21 protein-coding genes are annotated in these 19,975 nt (G+C 36.6%); 14 read left to right on the plus strand and 7 right to left on the minus strand.

Annotation, left to right across the window (positions count from 1 at the left end; translation table 11 throughout):
* Window positions 1–2: 2 nt before the first annotated feature.
* From BMS_RS11285 to BMS_RS11295, 3 genes are all read left to right on the plus strand, one after another.
* Window positions 3–971 carry an ABC transporter ATP-binding protein gene (locus tag BMS_RS11285; protein ID WP_014244950.1) on the plus strand — a complete coding sequence of 323 codons (969 nt, stop codon included), beginning with the start codon at window positions 3–5 and terminating at the stop codon, window positions 969–971.
* A 1-nt stretch (window position 972) separates the two neighbouring features.
* The gene (locus BMS_RS11290) at window positions 973–1,908 is read left to right on the plus strand and encodes an ABC transporter ATP-binding protein (protein WP_014244951.1); all 936 of its coding nucleotides are present in this window, start codon (window positions 973–975) and stop codon (window positions 1,906–1,908) included.
* Window positions 1,909–2,095: 187 nt separating this feature from the next.
* Window positions 2,096–2,629 (plus strand): hypothetical protein, encoded by a 534-nt coding sequence (locus tag BMS_RS11295; RefSeq protein ID WP_044557549.1) that lies wholly within the window; start codon window positions 2,096–2,098, stop codon window positions 2,627–2,629.
* A gap of 99 nt (window positions 2,630–2,728) precedes the next feature.
* Here the strand turns inward: BMS_RS11295 and BMS_RS11300 are convergent, their stop codons facing one another.
* Window positions 2,729–3,631: a hypothetical protein gene (locus tag BMS_RS11300; RefSeq protein WP_044557550.1), complete on the minus strand. Its 903-nt coding sequence runs from the start codon at window positions 3,629–3,631 to the stop codon at window positions 2,729–2,731.
* Window positions 3,632–3,903: 272 nt separating this feature from the next.
* Here BMS_RS11300 and BMS_RS11305 point away from each other — a divergent pair, with 272 nt between their 5' ends.
* Entirely contained in the window at window positions 3,904–4,926 is a 1,023-nt protein-coding gene (locus tag BMS_RS11305) for an HD-GYP domain-containing protein (RefSeq protein ID WP_014244954.1), read from the plus strand.
* Window positions 4,927–5,090: 164 nt separating this feature from the next.
* Window positions 5,091–5,312, plus strand: a complete 222-nt coding sequence (locus BMS_RS11310) for a hypothetical protein (protein WP_014244955.1) — start codon at window positions 5,091–5,093, stop codon at window positions 5,310–5,312.
* A gap of 43 nt (window positions 5,313–5,355) precedes the next feature.
* Here the strand turns inward: BMS_RS11310 and ggt are convergent, their stop codons facing one another.
* Window positions 5,356–7,143, minus strand: coding sequence for a gamma-glutamyltransferase (gene ggt / locus BMS_RS11315; RefSeq protein ID WP_014244956.1), 1,788 nt, complete (start codon window positions 7,141–7,143; stop codon window positions 5,356–5,358).
* Window positions 7,144–7,370: 227 nt separating this feature from the next.
* On the opposite strand from ggt, the gene pstS reads away from it, so the two are divergent.
* The 7 genes from pstS to BMS_RS11350 are packed head-to-tail and all read left to right on the plus strand — an operon-like array spanning window position 7,371 to window position 14,210.
* Window positions 7,371–8,357, plus strand: coding sequence for a phosphate ABC transporter substrate-binding protein PstS (pstS, locus tag BMS_RS11320; RefSeq protein ID WP_014244957.1), 987 nt, complete (start codon window positions 7,371–7,373; stop codon window positions 8,355–8,357).
* 8 nt (window positions 8,358–8,365) lie between these two features.
* Entirely contained in the window at window positions 8,366–9,376 is a 1,011-nt protein-coding gene (gene pstC / locus BMS_RS11325) for a phosphate ABC transporter permease subunit PstC (protein ID WP_014244958.1), read from the plus strand.
* Window positions 9,373–10,236, plus strand: coding sequence for a phosphate ABC transporter permease PstA (pstA, locus tag BMS_RS11330; RefSeq protein WP_014244959.1), 864 nt, complete (start codon window positions 9,373–9,375; stop codon window positions 10,234–10,236). Before pstC ends, pstA begins: the two co-directional genes overlap by 4 nt.
* Window positions 10,233–10,997, plus strand: a complete 765-nt coding sequence (pstB, locus tag BMS_RS11335; protein WP_014244960.1) for a phosphate ABC transporter ATP-binding protein PstB — start codon at window positions 10,233–10,235, stop codon at window positions 10,995–10,997. Before pstA ends, pstB begins: the two co-directional genes overlap by 4 nt.
* Before the next feature lie 12 nt (window positions 10,998–11,009).
* Window positions 11,010–11,684, plus strand: coding sequence for a phosphate signaling complex protein PhoU (gene phoU, locus BMS_RS11340; RefSeq protein WP_014244961.1), 675 nt, complete (start codon window positions 11,010–11,012; stop codon window positions 11,682–11,684).
* Window positions 11,684–12,409: a response regulator transcription factor gene (locus BMS_RS11345; RefSeq protein ID WP_014244962.1), complete on the plus strand. Its 726-nt coding sequence runs from the start codon at window positions 11,684–11,686 to the stop codon at window positions 12,407–12,409. Before phoU ends, BMS_RS11345 begins: the two co-directional genes overlap by 1 nt.
* Complete coding sequence (locus tag BMS_RS11350; RefSeq protein ID WP_044557551.1) at window positions 12,402–14,210, plus strand: sensor histidine kinase; 1,809 nt, start codon at window positions 12,402–12,404, stop codon at window positions 14,208–14,210. Before BMS_RS11345 ends, BMS_RS11350 begins: the two co-directional genes overlap by 8 nt.
* A gap of 5 nt (window positions 14,211–14,215) precedes the next feature.
* Here the strand turns inward: BMS_RS11350 and BMS_RS11355 are convergent, their stop codons facing one another.
* From BMS_RS11355 to BMS_RS11365, 3 genes are all read right to left on the minus strand, one after another.
* A complete protein-coding gene (locus BMS_RS11355) occupies window positions 14,216–14,599 on the minus strand; it encodes a hypothetical protein (RefSeq protein ID WP_014244964.1) in 384 nt (127 codons plus the stop codon).
* Window positions 14,600–14,790: 191 nt separating this feature from the next.
* Window positions 14,791–15,501 carry a hypothetical protein gene (locus tag BMS_RS11360; RefSeq protein ID WP_014244965.1) on the minus strand — a complete coding sequence of 237 codons (711 nt, stop codon included), beginning with the start codon at window positions 15,499–15,501 and terminating at the stop codon, window positions 14,791–14,793.
* A gap of 441 nt (window positions 15,502–15,942) precedes the next feature.
* Window positions 15,943–16,248, minus strand: a complete 306-nt coding sequence (locus BMS_RS11365; RefSeq protein WP_014244966.1) for an HPF/RaiA family ribosome-associated protein — start codon at window positions 16,246–16,248, stop codon at window positions 15,943–15,945.
* Between the two features lie 224 nt (window positions 16,249–16,472).
* Between BMS_RS11365 and BMS_RS11370 the strand changes: the two genes are divergently transcribed.
* Both BMS_RS11370 and BMS_RS11375 read left to right on the plus strand, forming a co-directional pair.
* On the plus strand, window positions 16,473–16,991 hold the full coding sequence (locus BMS_RS11370) for a MotA/TolQ/ExbB proton channel family protein (RefSeq protein ID WP_014244967.1): 519 nt from the start codon (window positions 16,473–16,475) through the stop codon (window positions 16,989–16,991).
* Window positions 16,992–17,000: 9 nt separating this feature from the next.
* A complete protein-coding gene (locus tag BMS_RS11375; RefSeq protein ID WP_014244968.1) occupies window positions 17,001–17,390 on the plus strand; it encodes an ExbD/TolR family protein in 390 nt (129 codons plus the stop codon).
* Here BMS_RS11375 and BMS_RS11380 read toward each other — a convergent pair.
* A complete protein-coding gene (locus BMS_RS11380; RefSeq protein WP_014244969.1) occupies window positions 17,377–18,513 on the minus strand; it encodes a glycosyltransferase family 4 protein in 1,137 nt (378 codons plus the stop codon). The two genes, BMS_RS11375 and BMS_RS11380, sit on opposite strands and share 14 nt — an antisense overlap.
* 32 nt (window positions 18,514–18,545) lie before the next feature.
* Window positions 18,546–19,952: a lytic transglycosylase domain-containing protein gene (locus BMS_RS11385; RefSeq protein WP_014244970.1), complete on the minus strand. Its 1,407-nt coding sequence runs from the start codon at window positions 19,950–19,952 to the stop codon at window positions 18,546–18,548.
* Window positions 19,953–19,975 lie beyond the last annotated feature (23 nt).

The raw sequence follows: 19,975 nt of genomic DNA on the forward strand, positions 1-19,975 counted from the left end.
ATATGTTACTTGATATTCAAAATTTAAATTTAAAATTTCACACCTCTAAAGGGATTCTTCACGCCATTAGAGACCTCAGCTTTCATATAAAAGAAGGAGAGACTCTAGGAATTGTTGGTGAATCAGGTTGTGGAAAGTCTATTACAAATCTTGCTTTAATGGGACTCCTACCTGACACAGCAGAGCTTACTGCTGACAAGCTTGAATTCGAAGGAAAGGATCTACTCTCTTTTAATGAAAAGCAGTGGCAAGGAATTCGCGGCTCTGATATTGCGATGATCTTCCAAGATCCTATGACTGCACTCAACCCATGTTTTACTGTCGGCTATCAAATTGAAGAAACATTAGAACTACACCGTAAAGACTTAAGTAAAGAGCAAAGAAAAGAATATGTCTTTGAACTTCTCGATCAAGTTGGCATTCCAGCTCCTAGAGATAGGGCCAAATCATATGCTCACGAACTATCAGGGGGAATGAGCCAAAGAGTTATGATTGCTGGTGCCATTGCATGTAATCCAAAGCTTCTCATTGCAGATGAGCCGACGACGGCACTAGATGTAACAATCCAAGATCAGATTTTAAAACTTTTAAAAGATATTCAAGAAAAGAATAATATGGCGATGATTCTTGTTACACACGACTTAGGAGTTGTGGCCGAGAATGCCGATAGAATACAAGTGATGTATGCAGGTGAAGTTATTGAGTCTGCAAGTTCATCAAGTGTTATTCAATCTCCCAAGCACCCTTATACTAAAGGACTATTAGACTCTCTTCCAGGTAACGGCAGTGCAGGTTTTAGAACACCATTATCATCAATAGCAGGGATGGTTCCAGATCTTAGGTCAAGACCAAGTGGATGCCAATTCAATCCTAGATGCTTTAAGTTTCAGGATGATTGTTCTAGCAACAGACCAAGTCTCAACAGTGACTCACACCAAGTTAGCTGTTTTCACCCACTAAGCGAAGGTTAAGATGATTTTAGAAGTTAATAATTTAAAGAAGCACTACCCAGTGAATAAATCATATAACGAGACAGCCTTAGTTAAGGCCCTTGATGGAGTTAGCTTTAAGGTTAGCAAGCAGAAAACGCTTGGTATTGTAGGTGAATCAGGTTGTGGAAAATCAACACTTGCAAAAGCTCTTATGGCACTTGAGCAGAGAACTCAGGGCTCAATTGAAATTGAGAGCAAGAATATTGATGATCTTCACCAAAAGACATTTAAGAGTGCAATACAGATGATCTTCCAAGATCCCTACTCTTCTCTGAATCCAAGAAAGAAAGCGTGGCAACTTATCAGTGAGCCACTTCAAATAAACACAAAGCTCTCTAAGAAAGAGTGTTTCGAAAGAGCGTGTGAGTTAATGGAAAAAGTGGGTCTACGTCCAGAGATGGCCCAGAGATATCCACACATGTTCAGCGGTGGTCAGAGACAGAGACTAGGAATTGCTCGTGCTCTTGCTCTTCATCCTAAGATTCTTATTTGCGACGAACCTGTATCTGCACTTGATGTTTCTATACAAGCTCAAGTACTCAACCTTTTAATGGAATTGCAAGATGAAATGGGTCTGACTTACCTCTTCATCTCTCACGATCTTCACGTCGTAAATCATATCAGTGATGATATTCTTGTTATGTACCTTGGAAAGATTGTAGAGTATGGCCCAAGGGATAAAGTTTTTGATAATCCTCTCCACCCATATACAAAAGCGCTTATTGCAAGTTCACCTTCTGTTAAAACTGATAAAGAGGATCATGAACCAATTAGTGGAGAACTTCCGTCACCACTTAATCCTCCAACGGGATGCGCATTTCATAAGCGTTGTCCTATAGCGACTAAGAAATGTGCGGAGTCTTCACCAACTCTCAAAGAAGTAGATGGCAGAAGCGTTTCCTGCTTTGAAGTCTAGTAACAAATAAGAATTTGTAAAAATTACAGCACGGTGCCCGCTGACACCTAAAAAACAGTATCACTTCGGCTCCACAAATCGGTGGAGCCATTTTTCCAACTCTAACTCTACATAATCATTGTCCAAACTTTGGCACCAAAGTCGCATTAGCATTGTCCAACAAGCAAAATTCATAAAGGAGAGAGAAATGAAAAGTAATTCGACTATGATTAATGCTTTATTAAAGAAAGAAACATTCTTTTTAGTACTAGTACTATTTTCTTTAACATCAATTAATGCTCTAGCTGTTGAGAGAGAACTTGTTACGATTACAAATGATGACACTCCAACAGTCTTTAAAATGGTTATCGACACAGACAATAACTCAGACATTCAGAAGTTCTATAAAGATACATATGAAAGGAATAAGAGAACGAGCCGAGAAATTATTCCATTAGATAAAATTGTTGATGGGGTTAATCTTGAGAAGAGAGACAAGTACGAGATAGTAAATCTTAAAAGTGATAACTTTGCAGCTCATAATGGTGGAGATATCGAGTTGGACACTCTCTACAACGGTGCCAAGGGAACAAGAAAGAGCTATGACTTAGAAATCGAGAGAATTGGTGACTCTTGGGAAATTCAAAAAGACGGACGTCCAGTAAAAGTTCTTCATCTTAAATCGAATAAGGTTTTTCTACTCGGAACAGTTGGTATCAAAGATATTGAGGTTAAGAAGTGAATTACACTGAACTTCTAACAAATAGGGTAGTTTTTAAAACTACCCTTATTTATTTCTCAGTGATGTTGGCCCTAATCTTGAGTCACAACAATGAAATCACTAGGCGGCTTCTTGCTCTAGTGGACGCTCAATTGAGATCTTAGAGATTTCATGACTCAATTCTTTTTCTACAATATCGACTAAACCACCAAAGAGTTCGTATGGAGTTTGTTCCTTACATGAGAATGTAATTTCAGAGTAAGGAATGAAAAAGAAGTACTCACATCCATTACTATAACTAGCATTATTCATATTGGAGATATTAGTAAAACTACTCCCCTTTATATACATATAGTCCTTACCATCTGTAGCATTTGCCTTAAATGACTTTAGAGATTTAAAGTCTTCATGTTTTTGGAAAGCATTAATATTCATTTTAATGGCAATACTCTCACAACTCTTCAACTTATTAAATGAGTGACCATCAATTGATAAAATCACACCTTGCTTTGAGAATTGAGTTAACTTCATTTTCATCTGACTTAAAGGTGAATTATTAACTTCGGCCATTAGCTCAATATTTGCAGAGAGCCTAAATTCTCGTAGAGGAAAGTATCCTGTTAGTAATTTTCTATAGACAAAGAAACTATATGTGGACTTATCCATCCAGCGCATTGAAGTCAGAGAGATAAAAGGACCTGCTTCATGATGTAATGAGACCAGTGTATTTTTTTGAAAGTCATGCCAAGTGACCTTTAATCTTGGATCAAGGTAAGCTTCATAGAGTTCATAGAGATTTGACTTAACTGACTTCAAATTTCTTTGAAACCAAATTGTTTTTGTCTTAAGGGCCTCAAGAGTATTATCTATGAAGTCAATTTGATCAATTCCCTTTCCAAGTAAGTCTTTTTGAAGTTTACAAGTCTCACGCCAATTGGCCCAATGAAAAAAGAGCTCACCATTAGAGCTAATTTCAAAATTATCTTTGAACGTATTCGAATGAATATAATCTACCAACTTCATAGGTCCCACTTTGTTTTTTCTAATAGGAAAATGCTATTCAATACTACTATAGAGAAGCTAGGCACAGTTGATAGTAAAATTAGGTTAACTTAAGATATACGTTTAAAATTGGTGTCTTATCTTAATTTTTAACTAAATAAGAGCATCTCTTAAATCCCAAAATATCGCCCATTTTCTGAGTATTTCAACAGAAATTAGTGAATAGAGAGCTCTTTTTGAGTCAATTTATGCCTGCGCTGTAAAGACCTTCAATTTAAAGATATTATTAACTTATGACTGCTTTTGATGCTTTAAAACAAAATTCACTCAGCTTCCAATTGCTACCAGTTTCAATTAGAGAATTATTTTTTCTAAGTGAAACTCCATGCGATATCTTTGGAATGTCGGATGGACTTTATAAATTGATTCTAAGAAAGCACTCCTTTGTAAACGCCCAAGTCTTAAAGGACTTAATTGCAAAGAATCACTCTACTATTTTTGTTCATCAAGATATGAGAAATAATCTCATTGAGCTTCAACAGAATAACTTAAGAAGTGTTACGCGCTCTCTTTCCATTGGTGACCCAATTGAAAAAGGTCGTAAGCAAATTGGTCTACTCACTTTGAATATGAGTTATCTTTATAGTGACCCTACAAATGATGACACTCTAAACTTACAGTATCAATCAGTTAAAAATCTATGCGCCTTTCTTTATGAGAGACCAGAGATTCACGAGAAGCTATATAAAGAGTTTATTAAGCAGAAGCACCATTTTATTTTCGCTCAGCCACTACTTGCATCACTCTTTCTAATTGGAGTGCTAAAGCAAAGTCACGTCTATAGTTTTAAGGAAGTTGAGTCTCTCTTTATTACGAGTTATTTTAAAGATATTGGCATGAGTGTGATCCCATTAGAGAAATATGATCAAACGACACTTTCAGAAGACGATACAGAACTTCTGCGCTCACACCCTCACACAAGTATACAAATTCTTCAGGGAAGAATAAAACTCTCCCCTGCTCACTTAGCTGTTATAGAAAATCATCACATGTTTTCACTTTTAACCAACGATCTACATGTTCCAGATACTTCTAAACTAGATGAGAAGAGTGTTCGTATGATAAGTGGATTTGAAACAATGATCGTCTCTATTACAGATGTCATTGCGGCCATGATTACACCAAGGCCTTATAGAAGTGCGACATCGCTCTTTGATTCTCTCGACTTAGTAAAAGCACTAATAAGCGACGACTACCCTACGGAGTTTCGTCTCATTGTTAATTACTTCAAGAGTGTCTTCTTTAGAAATAATTAAAGTAACCGACCTTTCTAGTCTAACTCTGTGAAATTATTTACTTTTTTCTTTTACAATTCGTTTTCACTCATACATCATTAATTATGAGGAAAATTTTGCAGGGATCGCTAATTTTCCCAAGCTGCTCATTGAAAATTTTACGTTTTTAGTTCTAGGGAGGGAACATGGCGTCGTATCAAGAAATAAGTCCTGTCACAGGAATCATTGACGAATGCCAAGTCGTAATCGACTTTGGTGAACACGAAGGAAAATCAGTACTTGAAGTTGCTGATGAAATTCCTGACTTCTATGACTTTCTTATCGAAAGTAGAGAAAAAGGCTCTTGCACAATTAGAAGATCTAAAGATAAGTGTTTTAGACTCTACGTGACGTCAACTCTTCAATAGAGAAGGCCACTACAAATGACCCCTATTTCATAGGGGTCGAAATTTATTCTCCGCTTACTAGTCCACGACCTCTAATATCAGAAACACCTCTAAGCATTCCATCTTCAAATGAAATGGCCTGAACTCTACATCCAAGCTTCTTGTACTCAATTTCATGTTCCATTCGCTTTAGTTCTTTAATCGTTCTCTCAGGCAGTCCACTCTCCTCTACATAGAGAATATTTGGCTTCCATTGATGATGCACTCTAGTCGCGGCCATAGACTCATAGAGAGGAAGATTATGATCGATATAATTCATAATCGTCTGTACAACACAAGTTAAAATTCTCGTACCAGATGGAGAGCCTAGTCCTAGAACAGGTTTTCCATCTTTCATGACAATAGTTGGTGACATAGAACTAAGAGGTCTCTTCTCTGGCTGCACTAGATTCTTTTCACCGCCAACTGCACCAAAGAGATTATTTGCTCCAGGCTTAGTAGCAAAGTCATCCATCTCATTATTTAGAAGAATACCAGTTCCAGGAACAACTACTCCTGAGCCAAGGTAACCATTTAATGTTTGTGTAGAGACAAAAATATTTCCTTTTCCATCTGCAATAGTAAAGTGAGTTGTCTCATTGGATTCATGTCTCTTTAATAGCTCTCTTCCCTCTTTTGCATCAAATTTAAATGGGTCATTCATATTTGCCCAGAGAGAGTTGAGGGCTTTATTTTCAGGAATAGAGAAACGTATATCGTCTGCATATTTCTTTGAAGTAAGACCTGTTACTGGTACGTAAGTGAAGTCAGTATCACCTAAGTAATTTGCGCGGTCAGAAAATGCGGCCTGCATGGCCGATGCTCTTAAGTGAACAGTTTTAGAGTGCTGTAAACCATAAGTCTTTAAATCATCTTTTCTAAGAATATTTAAAATCTCTACAATATGAACTCCACCAGAGCTTGGAGGACTCATCGAGAAAACTTCATATCCTTTATAGTCACCTCTTATTGGTGTTCTATATTTCACTTCATATTTATCAAGATCTTTTTGAGTCATTAGCCCTTTAAGTCTTCTATGTTCTCCAACGAGTGCTCTTGCAATTCTTCCTTTATAGAAGCCGTCTCTTCCATTTTTAGAAATCGTCTCGATTGTTTTAGCTAAATCTTTTTGAACGAGAAGGTCTCCCTCTTTTAAAACTTCCCCTTTCTTATTACAGAAAATCTCACACGTGGCCTTGTATCTCTTAATGATATTTTCACGCTTTGAAATTGCGTGGGCCAGCTCCGGGTAGATCTTAAAACCGTTTCGGGCCAGATCAATTGCATCTTTTAACACCATAGCAAGAGGAAGCTTTCCATGTTTCTTATGTAATTCAAGCATACCGGCAACCATACCTGGAACACCTGCTGAGAAAATTCCATCCAGACTCATTCTAGAAATAACTTCACCTTTATCATCTAAGAACATTTTTTCATGAGCATCAATTGGGGCCTTTTCTCTGAAATCAACAGTGAGAGGAAAGTCTTTATTTCTCTTCACATCATGAAAGAGCGCGAAACCTCCACCACCTAAGCCTGTAGACTGAGGTCTTTCTACAGCTAATACAAATGAAGCAGTTGTTGCGGCATCAATTATATTTCCACCTTTTTTGAAAATAGAGTAAGCCGCCTGAGAAGCGAAGCGTCCCTGCGTGGCTATACTAATATCCTTAGTTAACTTCTCATGATCTTCTCTCGTTTCACCGGGAGCCAAATTTACAAAGCGTATTTCTTTTTCATATGGAATAGATGCTTTAAAAGCAGAACAAGAAGAAATAAGGGCCAGTACTGATAGAATATATATTTTTTTCATTGATACCTCTGAATTTTTGGACCCTTAACTCTAGCCATATATCCATCAAGTGACCAGAGGAAACCCTATTTTTTATGTATTTTCAAAAGGTTATACAACATCGACAAAGCGTCACGCCCCGCAAAGCAAAATCAAATAGTCATCTAACACAATCCTAACAAAGCAGTTTCCATATATTGCTATAAATTAATCAAGTATTTTTACAAATGGTTTAGGAGTTCAACACAATGAAAAAGTTATTTTCAATTTTAGCCGTATTACTCATTTCTACTCAAGTACAAGCAGTCACAAAAGTAAATGGTGCAGGAGCCTCGTTTCCTTACCCTATCTACTCTAAGTGGTTCTCAGAGTATGGAAAATTAAATAAAGACGTTCAATTTAACTATCAGGCCATTGGTTCAGGTGGTGGAATCAGACAACTCATTAAGCAAACTGTAGACTTCGGAGCTTCTGATGCTCCTATGAAGGACAAAGATAAGAAAAAAGCTGCTTGGCCAGTAAAGCATATTCCTACTGTACTTGGTGCAGTGTCAGTTGCCTTCAATGTTGAAGTTGGTGGAACTTTAAAGCTAGATGGTCAGACACTAGCAGATATCTTCATGGGAACAATTACAACTTGGAACGATGAAAGAATTCAGAAATTAAACCCAGGACTAAAATTACCAGCAAAAGATATCTTAATCGTAAGAAGAGCCGATGGTTCTGGTACAACGTCAATTTTCTCAGACTACCTCTCTACTGTTTCAAAGAAGTGGGAAGATAAAATTGGTAGAGGGAAATCTCTTAAGTGGCCAGTTGGTATTGGAGCAAAAGGAAACGATGGTGTAACAGCTGCCGTTAAACAAACTAGTGGAGCAATTGGTTATGTAGAGCTTGCCTATGCACTTAAGAATAATCTAGCAACTGTTGCTCTTAAGAATAAAGCGGGAGAATTCCAAAAGCCATCAGTAAAGGGAGTTTCTCTTTCTGCGGCAACTCTTCCAGAGAACGCTTCTGTTACAGCTTCAATAGTAGATGCCAAAGGAAAAGGTGTTTATCCAATTTCTGCATTCACTTATATTCTACTTCCAGTAAAAGAAGAAACGACTCAATTAAAAGAAGTAAAGAAATTCTTAAACTGGGCACTAACTGATGGACAAGAAATGACTGAAGAGCTTCACTACGCTCCTCTACCAAAGTCATTAGTTAAAAGAATGTTAAAAGAAATTAAGTAAGGGACATTGTGATTAGAGATTCTGAAAATATTCATAAAAGTTTTTCCAACGAGATGAAGGAAGATATCTCTAAACAATCTAATAGTCCTAAAAAGCTCCTCAGCTACGGTGAGCAAGATAAATTTGCTTATCTCTTAATAAAAAGTATTGCCGTAGCTGTAGTCATTCTTCTGATAGGAATGATTATTATGCTTATCAATGCCTCATCATTGGCCATCAATGAGTTTGGGTTTGATTTTACTATAAAAGACAATTGGAACCCTGTTGAAGATGAGTTTGGAGCACTCGCCTTTCTTTACGGAACCATTGTCACATCGTTTATTGCGATTCTTATAGCTGCTCCAATAAGTATTGGAGTGGCCTTGTTTATCAACGAAGTTCTCCCTAAGAAAATTGCCAATATCGTCTCACTCTTTGTGGAGATGATTGCAGCTATACCTAGTATTGTCTTCGGACTATGGGGAATTTTCTTCTTGGGACCATTTGTTAAAGAAGTACTCTCACCAATTCTAAAAGAGTACTTAGGCTTTCTTCCGCTTTTTCAGGGAGCAAGTTTTGGGATTGGGATCTTAACAGCGGCCTTAATCCTAGCAATTATGATTACACCTACTATTACATCGATCTGTAGAGAAGTTCTTAAGACGGTACCCAAAATTCAAAAAGAAGCTGCTCTCGCCCTTGGCGCGACTAGATTTGAAATGATAAAAATCGCCCTTTTAAAACCATCTTTCTCTGGTCTAATGGGAGGAGTCGTCCTCGGACTAGGTAGGGCCCTTGGAGAGACAATGGCGGTTGCGATGGTCATTGGGAATTCTGCAATGATTTCAACTTCCCTCTTTTCACCAGCAGCGACTATGGCCTCTGTAATAGCCAATGAATACGCTGAAGCAGATAGTGATCTTCACCTTTCAGCACTTTGTTATATTGGTCTACTTTTATTTCTTGTTACCTTTACAGTAAATGCAATCGCCAGAGCTATCGTTTGGAAAAAACAAAGAGCAGTAAGGAGTAAGAAATGAATTACTTCCAATATAGAAAATTAAAAAATATCGTTTTCCATAGCTGCCTTGTGCTTGCGGCAATTATTGTACTTCTGCCACTATTTCTCATTGTAAGCTATGTATTTAAAATGGGTGCTACCTCTCTAAATCTAGATTTCTTCTTCTCGCTTCCAAAGCCAGTAGGTGAAATTGGAGGGGGAATGAAGCACGCTATAATTGGAACACTCTATCTCGTTGCCATTGGAAGTTTAATCTCTATTCCAATTGGCCTCTTTTGTGGGATCTACCTCAGTGAGTTTGGAAAAGGAAAAGTTGCAACACTACTGCGCTTCTCAATTGATATGCTGACGGGAGTTCCTTCAATTATTATTGGTATCTTTGCCTATATTCTCATTGTTGTTCCCCTAAAAGGCTTTTCCGCAATTGCTGGGGGCGTGGCCTTGAGTATAATCATTCTTCCAATTGTTTGTAGATCAACTGAGGAAATTTTAAAGCTAGTTCCACAGCACATTAGAGAAGCAGGACTCGCTCTTGGACTACCCAGATGGCGAGTCATTCTCAATATTGTCGTAAAGGGAAATCTCTCATCACTTATTACAGGAGTAATGTTAGCAATCTCTAGAGCTGCTGGTGAAACAGCCCCCCTACTCTTTACTGCATTTGGAAATATGTACTTAAGTTACAGAGTGGATGAGCCAATGGCCTCACTACCAGTTCAAATTTATAATTATGCAATTTCTCCTTTCGATGATTGGAGAAGACAGGCCTGGGCAGGTGCCTTTGTTCTTATTGCCCTAGTACTTGGGATAAATTTACTTGCTAGAGTTCTAGTTAAAGCTCCTAAGTTAAAAAATCTTCTGCAAAAGAGGTCTTCATGAGTAATGATATTGTTTTAGAAGTTAAGAACCTAAATGTTTGGTATGAAGACTTTCATGCTGTAAAAGGGGTCTCAGTTTCTTACCCTAAGAAATCAATTTCAGCGATTATCGGACCTTCAGGTTGTGGTAAATCGACATTCTTAAGATGCTTAAACCGTATCTATGAAGAAGTTCCAGGCGCAAGGGCCACGGGAGAGATTATCTTAGAAGGAAGAAATATCTTAGATAAAGGTGTCGACCCAGTAGAGCTTAGAAGAAGAATTGGAATGGTCTTTCAAAAGCCAAATCCATTCCCATCAATGAGTATTTATGAGAACGTTGTTATAGGATTAAAGCTTCAAGGAATTAAAGACAAGTCTTACCTTATGAATGTAGCCGAGCAATGCTTACGAAAAGCCGCACTATGGGACGAGGTTAAGGATAAGCTACATCAACTTGGAACAAGTCTCTCAGGTGGACAACAGCAGAGGCTCTGTATAGCAAGAGCATTAGCGGTCAATCCTCCAGTGCTTTTAATGGATGAGCCAACTTCAGCTCTAGATCCAATTGCCTCGGCTAAGATTGAAGATCTTATGAGTGAACTTAAAAAAGAGTATACTGTTATTGTTGTCACTCACAATATGCAACAAGCAGCAAGGATAGCAGACTATACTAGCTTCTTTGTTCTAGGTGATCTTATAGAGCATGGGCTTAGTTCAGATATATTCACCAACCCAAAGCAAAAGAAAACAGAAGATTATATTACTGGTCGATTTGGTTAATTAGGAAAGTTTATGGAAATTTCTAGCGCAGACTTAAGAGAAATGATTTTAAAGATGGCAACATCTGTTGAATCTATCGTAGAGAACTCAGCAAAAGAGAATGTCTCTCTACAAGATATTTTTCAAAATGAAAATGAAGTTAATAAATTTCATACGGATATAGATGATCACGTATTCAAATATATTGCTTTAAAAACACCTGCTGCAACAGATCTTCGAATTGCACTCTCTGTAATGAAAATCAACTCAGAGCTTGAGAGAATTGCCGACCAAGCGGTAAATATTAAAAGAAGCATGAATAAGCTATCAAAGCCCTATAAACAACTCGCCTCACTTAGTGATGAAGTTAAGGCCATGCTCAAAAATAGTATTGATGCCTTTGTTAAGCTCGACTCAAAACTTGCAACAGATGTGATTCAGCACGACCAAGAAGTCAACGATCTCTACCGCGAGATTATGAGAGACTTCATTAAACGAATGAAAGCAGATAGTGTTGATTTTGATGAGGGATTTGCTGTGATTCGCGTTGCAAAATGCCTTGAGAGAATTGGTGATCAAACCACTAATATCGCAGAAGATGTTATATTTTTAGAATCAGGTGCAGACATTAGACATAATGCTGATGTAAAATTTGGACGTAGAAAGGAAGATAAAATCCTATTAAAAGGACAACAAGAGGATAAGTAATGGCAAAGGGTCATATTCTAGTCGTTGAAGACGAGAGAGACATTTCAGATCTATTAAAATTACAACTTCAATCTATGGACTATCAAGTCACAGTTATTGAAAATGGTGATAGTGCCCTAGAGCTTATCCAGACTCCTGTCGAGCAAAGAGAAAATAGTACACCTATAGACCTCTACATCTTAGATCGAATGCTTCCCGGAACTGATGGCCTAGAGATCTGTAAATTTTTAAGAATGTATCGCCAGACCAAAGAAAAGCCAATACTGATGGTAACCGCACTTACTGAGCCTGAACATATTATTGAAGGTCTTGATGCTGGTGGCGACGACTATATTAATAAGCCATTTGATATAAATATTTTAGCAGCAAGAGTTAGATCACTAATGAGAAGATCTACTCAAATGGAAAAATCCAATGCCACAACAGAGGAAGTCATTACACTTGGTCCAATCACTCTAGACATGAGCCAATGTAAAGTTTCTATTGATGGAAGTGATTTAGATCTTACCCTAAGTGAATATAAATTAATGGTGGCCTTCTTTCATCAACCTGGAAAAGTTCTTACTAGAAACCAGTTGGTAGAGTTTATTCAGGACGGTCCCGTTCATGTAACAGATAGAACAATTGATACGCATGTCTTTGGCCTTAGAAAAAAACTTGGTGATCACTCTGAGTTAATTGAAACTATTAGAGGTATTGGATACCGAGTTAAGAGTTATGTCTGAACAAAGAGTTAAAGGATTTATAAACTCAATTCCTTGGCGATTCTTTAAGAGGATTACACTCTCTCAAATACTGCTAACGACGATAATCATTTTAGTTACAGCGTTCTCTGCAAGGTACTTTCTTAAAGTCTACATTACAAACCAATCAATTAATCAAGTAACCGAATCACTAGAGCTGATTAAGCACTCAATTACGACTCAAAAAATTGATCCTATCGCTTGGTGTAAGTCGTTAAAACTCAACTGGGCCACACGCTACACTCTAATAGACTTAAATGGTAAGGTCCTATGTGACAACTACCTCGACTCGACTAAACTTGATAACCACCTCTATCGTCCAGAGGTTCAAAGTGCCCTAAAAAAAGGAATTGGAACATCAAAGCGCTATAGTGAGAGTGCCGAAATCGATATGATCTACGGAGCGATGAAGTTTAAAACGGATAAGTCCTATATTATTAGACAGGCCGTTCCTCTAAAGCAAGTCTCTATTGCCATGAGAACGCTCGATAGATCGATCATCATCTTCTTCATTCCCCTATTGCTCTTCACTTCTCTACTAAGCCTTTGGACTTCGTTACAAGTGTCGTTTCCACTTAGGTCATTAATTAAGAAAATTTCAAATTTAGAGAACTTGAAGCTAACTCCCAAGGGTCTTGAGTCCGCCATGGCCATAGACGATGAGTGGCATCTCGTCGAGAGAACCCTTGACCGCGCAGAGGTTGAGCTAGCAAATTATATTGAGGAACTACAATTTGAAAATAAGAAGTTCTCAATTCTTATGGAAAGTATCTCGGATGCCATCTTGGCCATTGATATCCATGAAAATGTTCTCTTTATAAATAAGAGATTTCAAAAGAGTTTTCTAAATGAAAGAGAGTCTAACTCTAAGAGTGCGAAAGGCTTAAAACTAGTTGAAGTCTCCAGAAAGAAAGAGGTTCACGAACTACTTAGAGAAACAATTAAAGATAGAACAAGTAGTAAGGTTAGAAATATTGAAATTGAAATGTCAGATAGAACTGAGAAAGGCTGGTTTGATATCTCTACAAGCCCTCTAATTGCTGATGACGGCCAAATACTTGGGGCCATCTGTACATTTAGAAATATTTCCCATAAGAAGCTAGCTCAACAAATGAGAGAGGATTTTGTAACAAATGTCTCCCACGAAGTGAGAACACCTCTTACAGCGATGAAGGGATACGTTCAGATTCTTCTAGGAATGAAAGAGCTTACAGAGAACCCAACGGTAAAAGAGTCTCTCAGCAAGATTGAACACAACTCCAATCGCCTTGCGATCCTCTTTCAAGAAATACTGAATCTATCTATGATTGAGTCTAGACATAAACTTGATCTGGTAAAGTCATCTACTCAAGATATCACCCAAAATGTATTGATGAACCTCAAACAAGTTCACAAGAACTCCAATAGAAAAATACATTGTGACTATAGTGCAAAAGAAGTTCTCGTCGATAGTTCACTAATTGAACAAGTTCTCACAAACTTAATAGATAACTCGTATAAATACGCTAATCAAGATGGCGAGAGTTTTATAAAGTGGGAGCAAAACGAAAGTTCATTCACTCTCTTAGTGGAAGATAATGGTCCGGGTATTGAAGCAATTCATCAAAAGAGAATCTTTGAAAGATTCTATAGAGTCGACTCTAGTAGATCTAGAAGCCTGGGTGGTACAGGGCTTGGTTTAAGTATTGTTAAACATATTGTGCAAAAGCATAAGGGCACAATCTCTGTTTATAGTAATGACCTTGGAGGTGTTAGCTTCAAGATCATTATTCCAAGTGTGTAGATAAATTACTCTGCGTCTAAATCATTTAGGTTATTAAAGAGCTTTCTCTTTTCCTCTAAATGAATCACTTCCTTATCATCAGATAAGCAAACAGAGTGGTAATTATGTGACATAATATCTTCAAAATTATTGTCACCGATAGAGATATTATCTTCAATGGTCGTAAAGGCCCAAAGCCCTTTTAGATTAATTTCCCCATCAATACGCTGAAAGATAAGTGCTGGCATTGAGCTCACTTTCTCAAGCCTTCCACCATCATAATTGGCCATAAATATACTGGTAGGAGCAAGATACAGATTACAATTCTGTTCTACATCTCTCACTTTATAAACTTCGCCAAATGATTTCGCGCAGATACATAGAAATACTAATAGTAGTAAAGCTCTCACATTTATCTCCTTTTATGAAAATATAGCAAGAACTAATCTTTAATTTGAATTGAGTGTAATAAAAATAGAGGCCGTCAATTTTTTAGACACGTTTTGTCTTACTCTCTAACACTGTCCACTCGACGCACCAAGGTTACAATTCTTTAGACTGATATACAAAAAGCTATTTTTAGAGAGAGTACACCTATGAATTAACAGCCACTCTTGTACGCGTAGTAATAATTTGGCCTCTCTCCTTTTTTGTAAGGAGTATACCAAAATTCAAGTTTTTCAGTATAACTGATCCCCTCTGCACCACAAGACCCTTTTTCACTAGAGAGCTTTACCCATAGAACTCCATCAATCCACTTATATTCTTTTGGTAAAAAGTCTACCTTCTTAGTTCTATTTTCTGAATAACGCTTTAAAGAGTCTGGAATGGTAAAAACTTCACCTCCAGGAGTTTTAAAAAATTCTATTTTGTTAACATTCGCAGTTATTCCCCTAGGGTCTAGGATTAAGTTTTCAACTTTAGTTATCCGATGATAATTTGATTTGTGTGTCCAAAAGTATTCACCTTTATAGAACACCTTGTAGAAATCTCCTCTTCTCTCTCTACTATATATTCCCATGAATTTGTAAACCCCACTCTTATCATCAAATAGCTCATAAAAGTCCGATTGATATTTACTAGATTCGTTCATGTACTCCACTTCATGCAGGATCGGAGAATTTCTATCAGGATCTTTATATAAAACCAATGATTTTAATTTTAGAGTTTTCAAAAAAGTGCCTTCAGCAGTACCAACATTTAACTCAAACAATTCATGAAATGCCTTTGTTGGTCTTGTTCCATCTGCTAGTGCACTACTAAACACTAAAGAAAATATAAGAATCGATAATATAGATCTAGAAAAAATCATAATTTAATCCTCTTTAATTATTAATAAGCATAACAGCTTCCGTACTTTCACAATTTTAGCATCTACGTAATATTAAGTCCCCAAGCAAAAGCAGCGTGAATATGTACCTTAAATTATCCTCTATAATTGAAGAACAACCAAAATTATTTCTATCGAGAACTTTACCTAAAAGAAATGAGGCAGTTAGAGTAGTAACTATCAAGGTTTCTAAAAGAGTGACTTTTGTACTTTAAGTTACTGAAGTTAAGAAAAGAAATCACCAACAACCCCATTAACAAAGGATTTCAGAAGGTGGCAATAAATTGTGGAACTGTCTCTCTATTTCTCAAGAAATCTTAAACAATTTAATTATTAGGGCCACCCTCCCATGAGAGAGACTTGGGAGGGAGGCAGAGTAATGAGCACTCTAAGTACGAAACGATCTAATCTCGTGTGAGAAGATTAGAAGAGATTGGCATGTTTTCTATGTAGCCTTTGCTCATACTTTATCTTTCTAGGTAATGAGCTTTTCATTTTTCTAAAAACTTTTAAGACAGAGGCGTAAGCGTTACCTGCCTTGCCCTCCATTTTAAAAATCTTACCACTGGCCTTAAATCGAACTGCTGCTTTATAAAGTCCGCCTTCTCTAGAAATGTCCCAATTAATGTTTGAGAACTTTTCCTTGTTTTGAGAGAAATGCTTCATCTTCTCTTCAACAAATTCATTTAAAGCATTTGATTTGTCTACGTGATGATAACTAACTTGCATACATAACCTCCGATGTTTGATAAGTTTCTATCTTATCTAAGAATTATATTACCCCTTTAAATCGAAAATCTGTCGTAGCTTAGTCATAACTTTGTAAAGATTAAGTAAATTAAACCCGACTATTTTACTACCCTTAAAATGACACACCTCTACCTTATAACTAGTTGCAAAAAATTCTCAACTTTAAGAGAATAGAAGGGATATTTTTATTGTAAGGAGAAATAATGAGAGTAATTGATTATATAGAGCAAGGCGGAGTAATAATGTATATTTTACTGGCCTTAAATATCATTGGGTTCGCTATAATGATTTCAAAGTTCTTTATCTTAACTAAAGAGTCAAAGAGATCATCTCAAGTAGCTAACGAATTAAGTGACAGAGTTAAAACTGTGACTAAAGATAGCGATACGAACACTATTATTGAAATTGCTAAGCAAGAGCTTTCTAACCACATTGCAGGGCTTGAGAAGGGTTTAAATACGGTTAAGATCATCGCTTCTATCTCACCTCTACTTGGACTTCTAGGAACTGTTATTGGTGTACTTGTTGCTTTTAAAGTTATGTCACAGACAGGACTTAATAACCCAGCATCTTTTGCTCAAGGTATTTCCATGGCATTAATAACAACTGTTGGCGGTATGATTGTTGCGATTCCACACTATATTGGTCACAACTACCTTATTGGTATGGTTGATCAATTTGAAACAAGACTTGAGAAAGAACTACTCTCCGACGTACTTTAAGGAGCACTCATGAAGAAAAGATCTAGAGAAGCAGCAGCTCCTGATATCACTCCAATGATTGATGTCGTTTTTCTCCTACTCATCTTCTTTATGGTTTCGACTGTATTTAAAAAAGATGAGATGGCACTGCTCTTAAATCTACCTAAAACAGAAAAGGGAGAGAGTGTTCAAAAAGAGCAGAAGACAATTTACATTGAGTTATCAAAAACAGAAATTGCTTACAATGGAGAGAAGACAACTCTTGAAAATATAGAGGGATCACTTAAGGCCATTGTTAAGAAGACTATGCCAATAGATCTTCGCATTGATAAAGATGTTAAATACGATCGTGTCGTTCAGTTAATTGGTAAGCTTAAGAAGTATGAACTCACTAATGTTTCACTCATCACAGATGAGTAGTATAGAGATTCATTAAGTCATTGGCAGTATTCTTCCAATGAAATTTCTGAACAAATTCATGGCCCTTTTGGGCCATTTCTTTTTGAAGCCCCTCATCTCTTAGTATATCCAGCATACCTTTAGAAATATCTTTAATATCGTAAGGGTCTACATACCTTGAATTCGGCCCTCCAGCTTCCGGAAAGCACCCACCTTTTGAAGTGACCACTGGCGTTTTTGAAAAGAGTGCTTCTATAATCGGAATTCCAAAACCTTCATAGAATGATGGAAAAACAAAGAGCTTGGCCAATTGAAAGATGGCGGGAAGATCTTCATCTATCGCCTCGTCTAAAATGCGAACTCTATTTGAGAGGTTTTTCTCTTGAATATACTGAATAACTTTTTGCTTATACTTCTTACCTCTCCCTATAAGAATTAAATCCTCCTCAACTTCAGAGTGAATTAACTCATAGGCCTTAAGTATTCCTAAAGTATTCTTATTCTCTTCCATCGTTGCGATATGAAAGATAAATGGTTTTTGTATTTTATATTTCTCTTTAATTCTAATGAGATCATCAATAGATTTATGATAATAGAATTTAGGAGAACAGCTTTGGTAGACGACGTGAATCTTATCAGGTGAAACTTTATAATGCTCTATAATATCAGCTTTAGTTTGTTCACAGATAGCAATAATAAGATCACTCTTCTCACAGCTATATGTAAATTTCTTGTGATACGTGAAACGATCTATGGCCGAAAAGAATTGAGGGAACTTCAAGTATAATAAATCATGAATAGTAACAACTTTAAGAGCATTGACTCTCTCGATACCAATGGGAAGTTCATGACTTAGACCATGATAAATATCGATGTGATTATTTTCAATTTCACTTGTGAGCTTAAAGCTTCTCCATAGACTTGGAACCTTGCTAGAAATAAAACCTTGAGGAGAGATTAAATGAGCATTGTCACCTAAGCCTTGGTACCAAGTTAGTAACTCTTTCTTTTTAGTTTCTGGGGAAAATAGATAGAGTTCATTATCACTATAATGCTCGTCTAAACTCTTTATTAATGTTCTACTATAATTTCCAAGACCTCTAAAGTTATGAAGGGCCCTCTTTGCATCAAAACCAATTTTCATAACTTCAGTCTATCTTAGAATGATGAACTTGCCTAGCTTTCACTAGGTATGATTAAACTCTGACCTTTATAGATTCTATGTCCTCTTAAATTATTGGCAACAACAATCTTTCTAATTGAAGTATTAAACTTTCTAGCAATAACAGTTAAGTTATCCCCTCTTCTTACTTTGTATCTACTGACAGTCATTGGTATAGATAACCTTTGACCAACCATGATTTTACTTCCACGAATATTATTTGCTCTTTTAATTTTTCTAATTGGTAAGCCAAATTTCTTAGAAATCCCTGTTAGATTATCTCCTCTCTTAACTCTATAAATAGAGCTAACCTTTCTAGAAATAGACTGAGAAACAGATCTTCTTGCAACTGGTCTCTTGGTGCTAAAGTTCAAGCTAGCAAACTTCTGAGAGTATCCTTTTGGAATTAATAATTTAAAAGGTCTTCTTCTTGTTACAGCTACCCAATCTTTCTTTACTTCAGGATTTAAGGTTTTCATATCTTTAAGACTAACTCTTAAACCCTTTGCAACTTTTGAGAGAGAGAAAGATCTAGTGGCCTCAACCTCTTCAACATTAGTGTAAATATCTGAATGAAATCTCTTTGCTCTTAGGCCATACTTCTTTCTATTTTCAAAAAGGTACTTAGCAGCAGCAACTTTTGGAACATAGTTTATTGTTTCTCTTGGAATTAATTTCTTTCTAACTAACTCTCTATAGTCCCTAGTATTCCCTCTTCTAATGGCGTTAATAATTCTATACTCTCCTGCATTATATGCACAAAGAGCAAGTTCCCAACTACCAAAAATATTGTAGAGATCTTTAAAGTAATTCGCCGCTGCGTGAGATGCTTTATAGATATTTCTTCTCTCATCTAAATATCTATCTATTTTTAATCCGTATCTCTTTCCTGTTCCCTTAATAAATTGCCAAGGTCCAACTGCCGAGGCGTGAGATCTAATATGAGTGTTATATCCCGACTCAATTAAACCAACATAAAAGAGATCCGCAGGGAGCTTATGTTCCTTTAAAACTTCTTTAACAATAGATTCAAACTTAACACCATTACTCATATGGCGCTGGAATCTCTCCTTCTCTCTCTTTGAGAAGTATTTCTTCCAAAAATTATAATGCTTTTCTTTGTATCTAAGGTTTAAACCTTTCTTATCAACAGATGAGACTGTTGCTGGAAATATTTTTTCTAAAAATGATTTTTCTTGATCAATCGGGTCAGTTGTTTGAACAACCTTCTTTTTTACTACAGATTTCTTCTCTACCTTAGGAGTCTCTTCAATATTAATTTTAACGCTATCGTAGCTCTTATTTGAAGTGAGAGAGGCGATACTTGATCTAGGCTGGGGCTTTATCTTTCCAAGCAATGGTCCAATATGAGAACAACTAGATGAAACAAGTAATACAAGTAAAATGCTCAAATTCTTCACGATACAAAATCCTTTAGTAGCTA

It is taken from the genome of Halobacteriovorax marinus SJ, assembly GCF_000210915.2.
GTDB classification, from domain to species: Bacteria; Bdellovibrionota; Bacteriovoracia; order Bacteriovoracales; family Bacteriovoracaceae; genus Halobacteriovorax; species Halobacteriovorax marinus.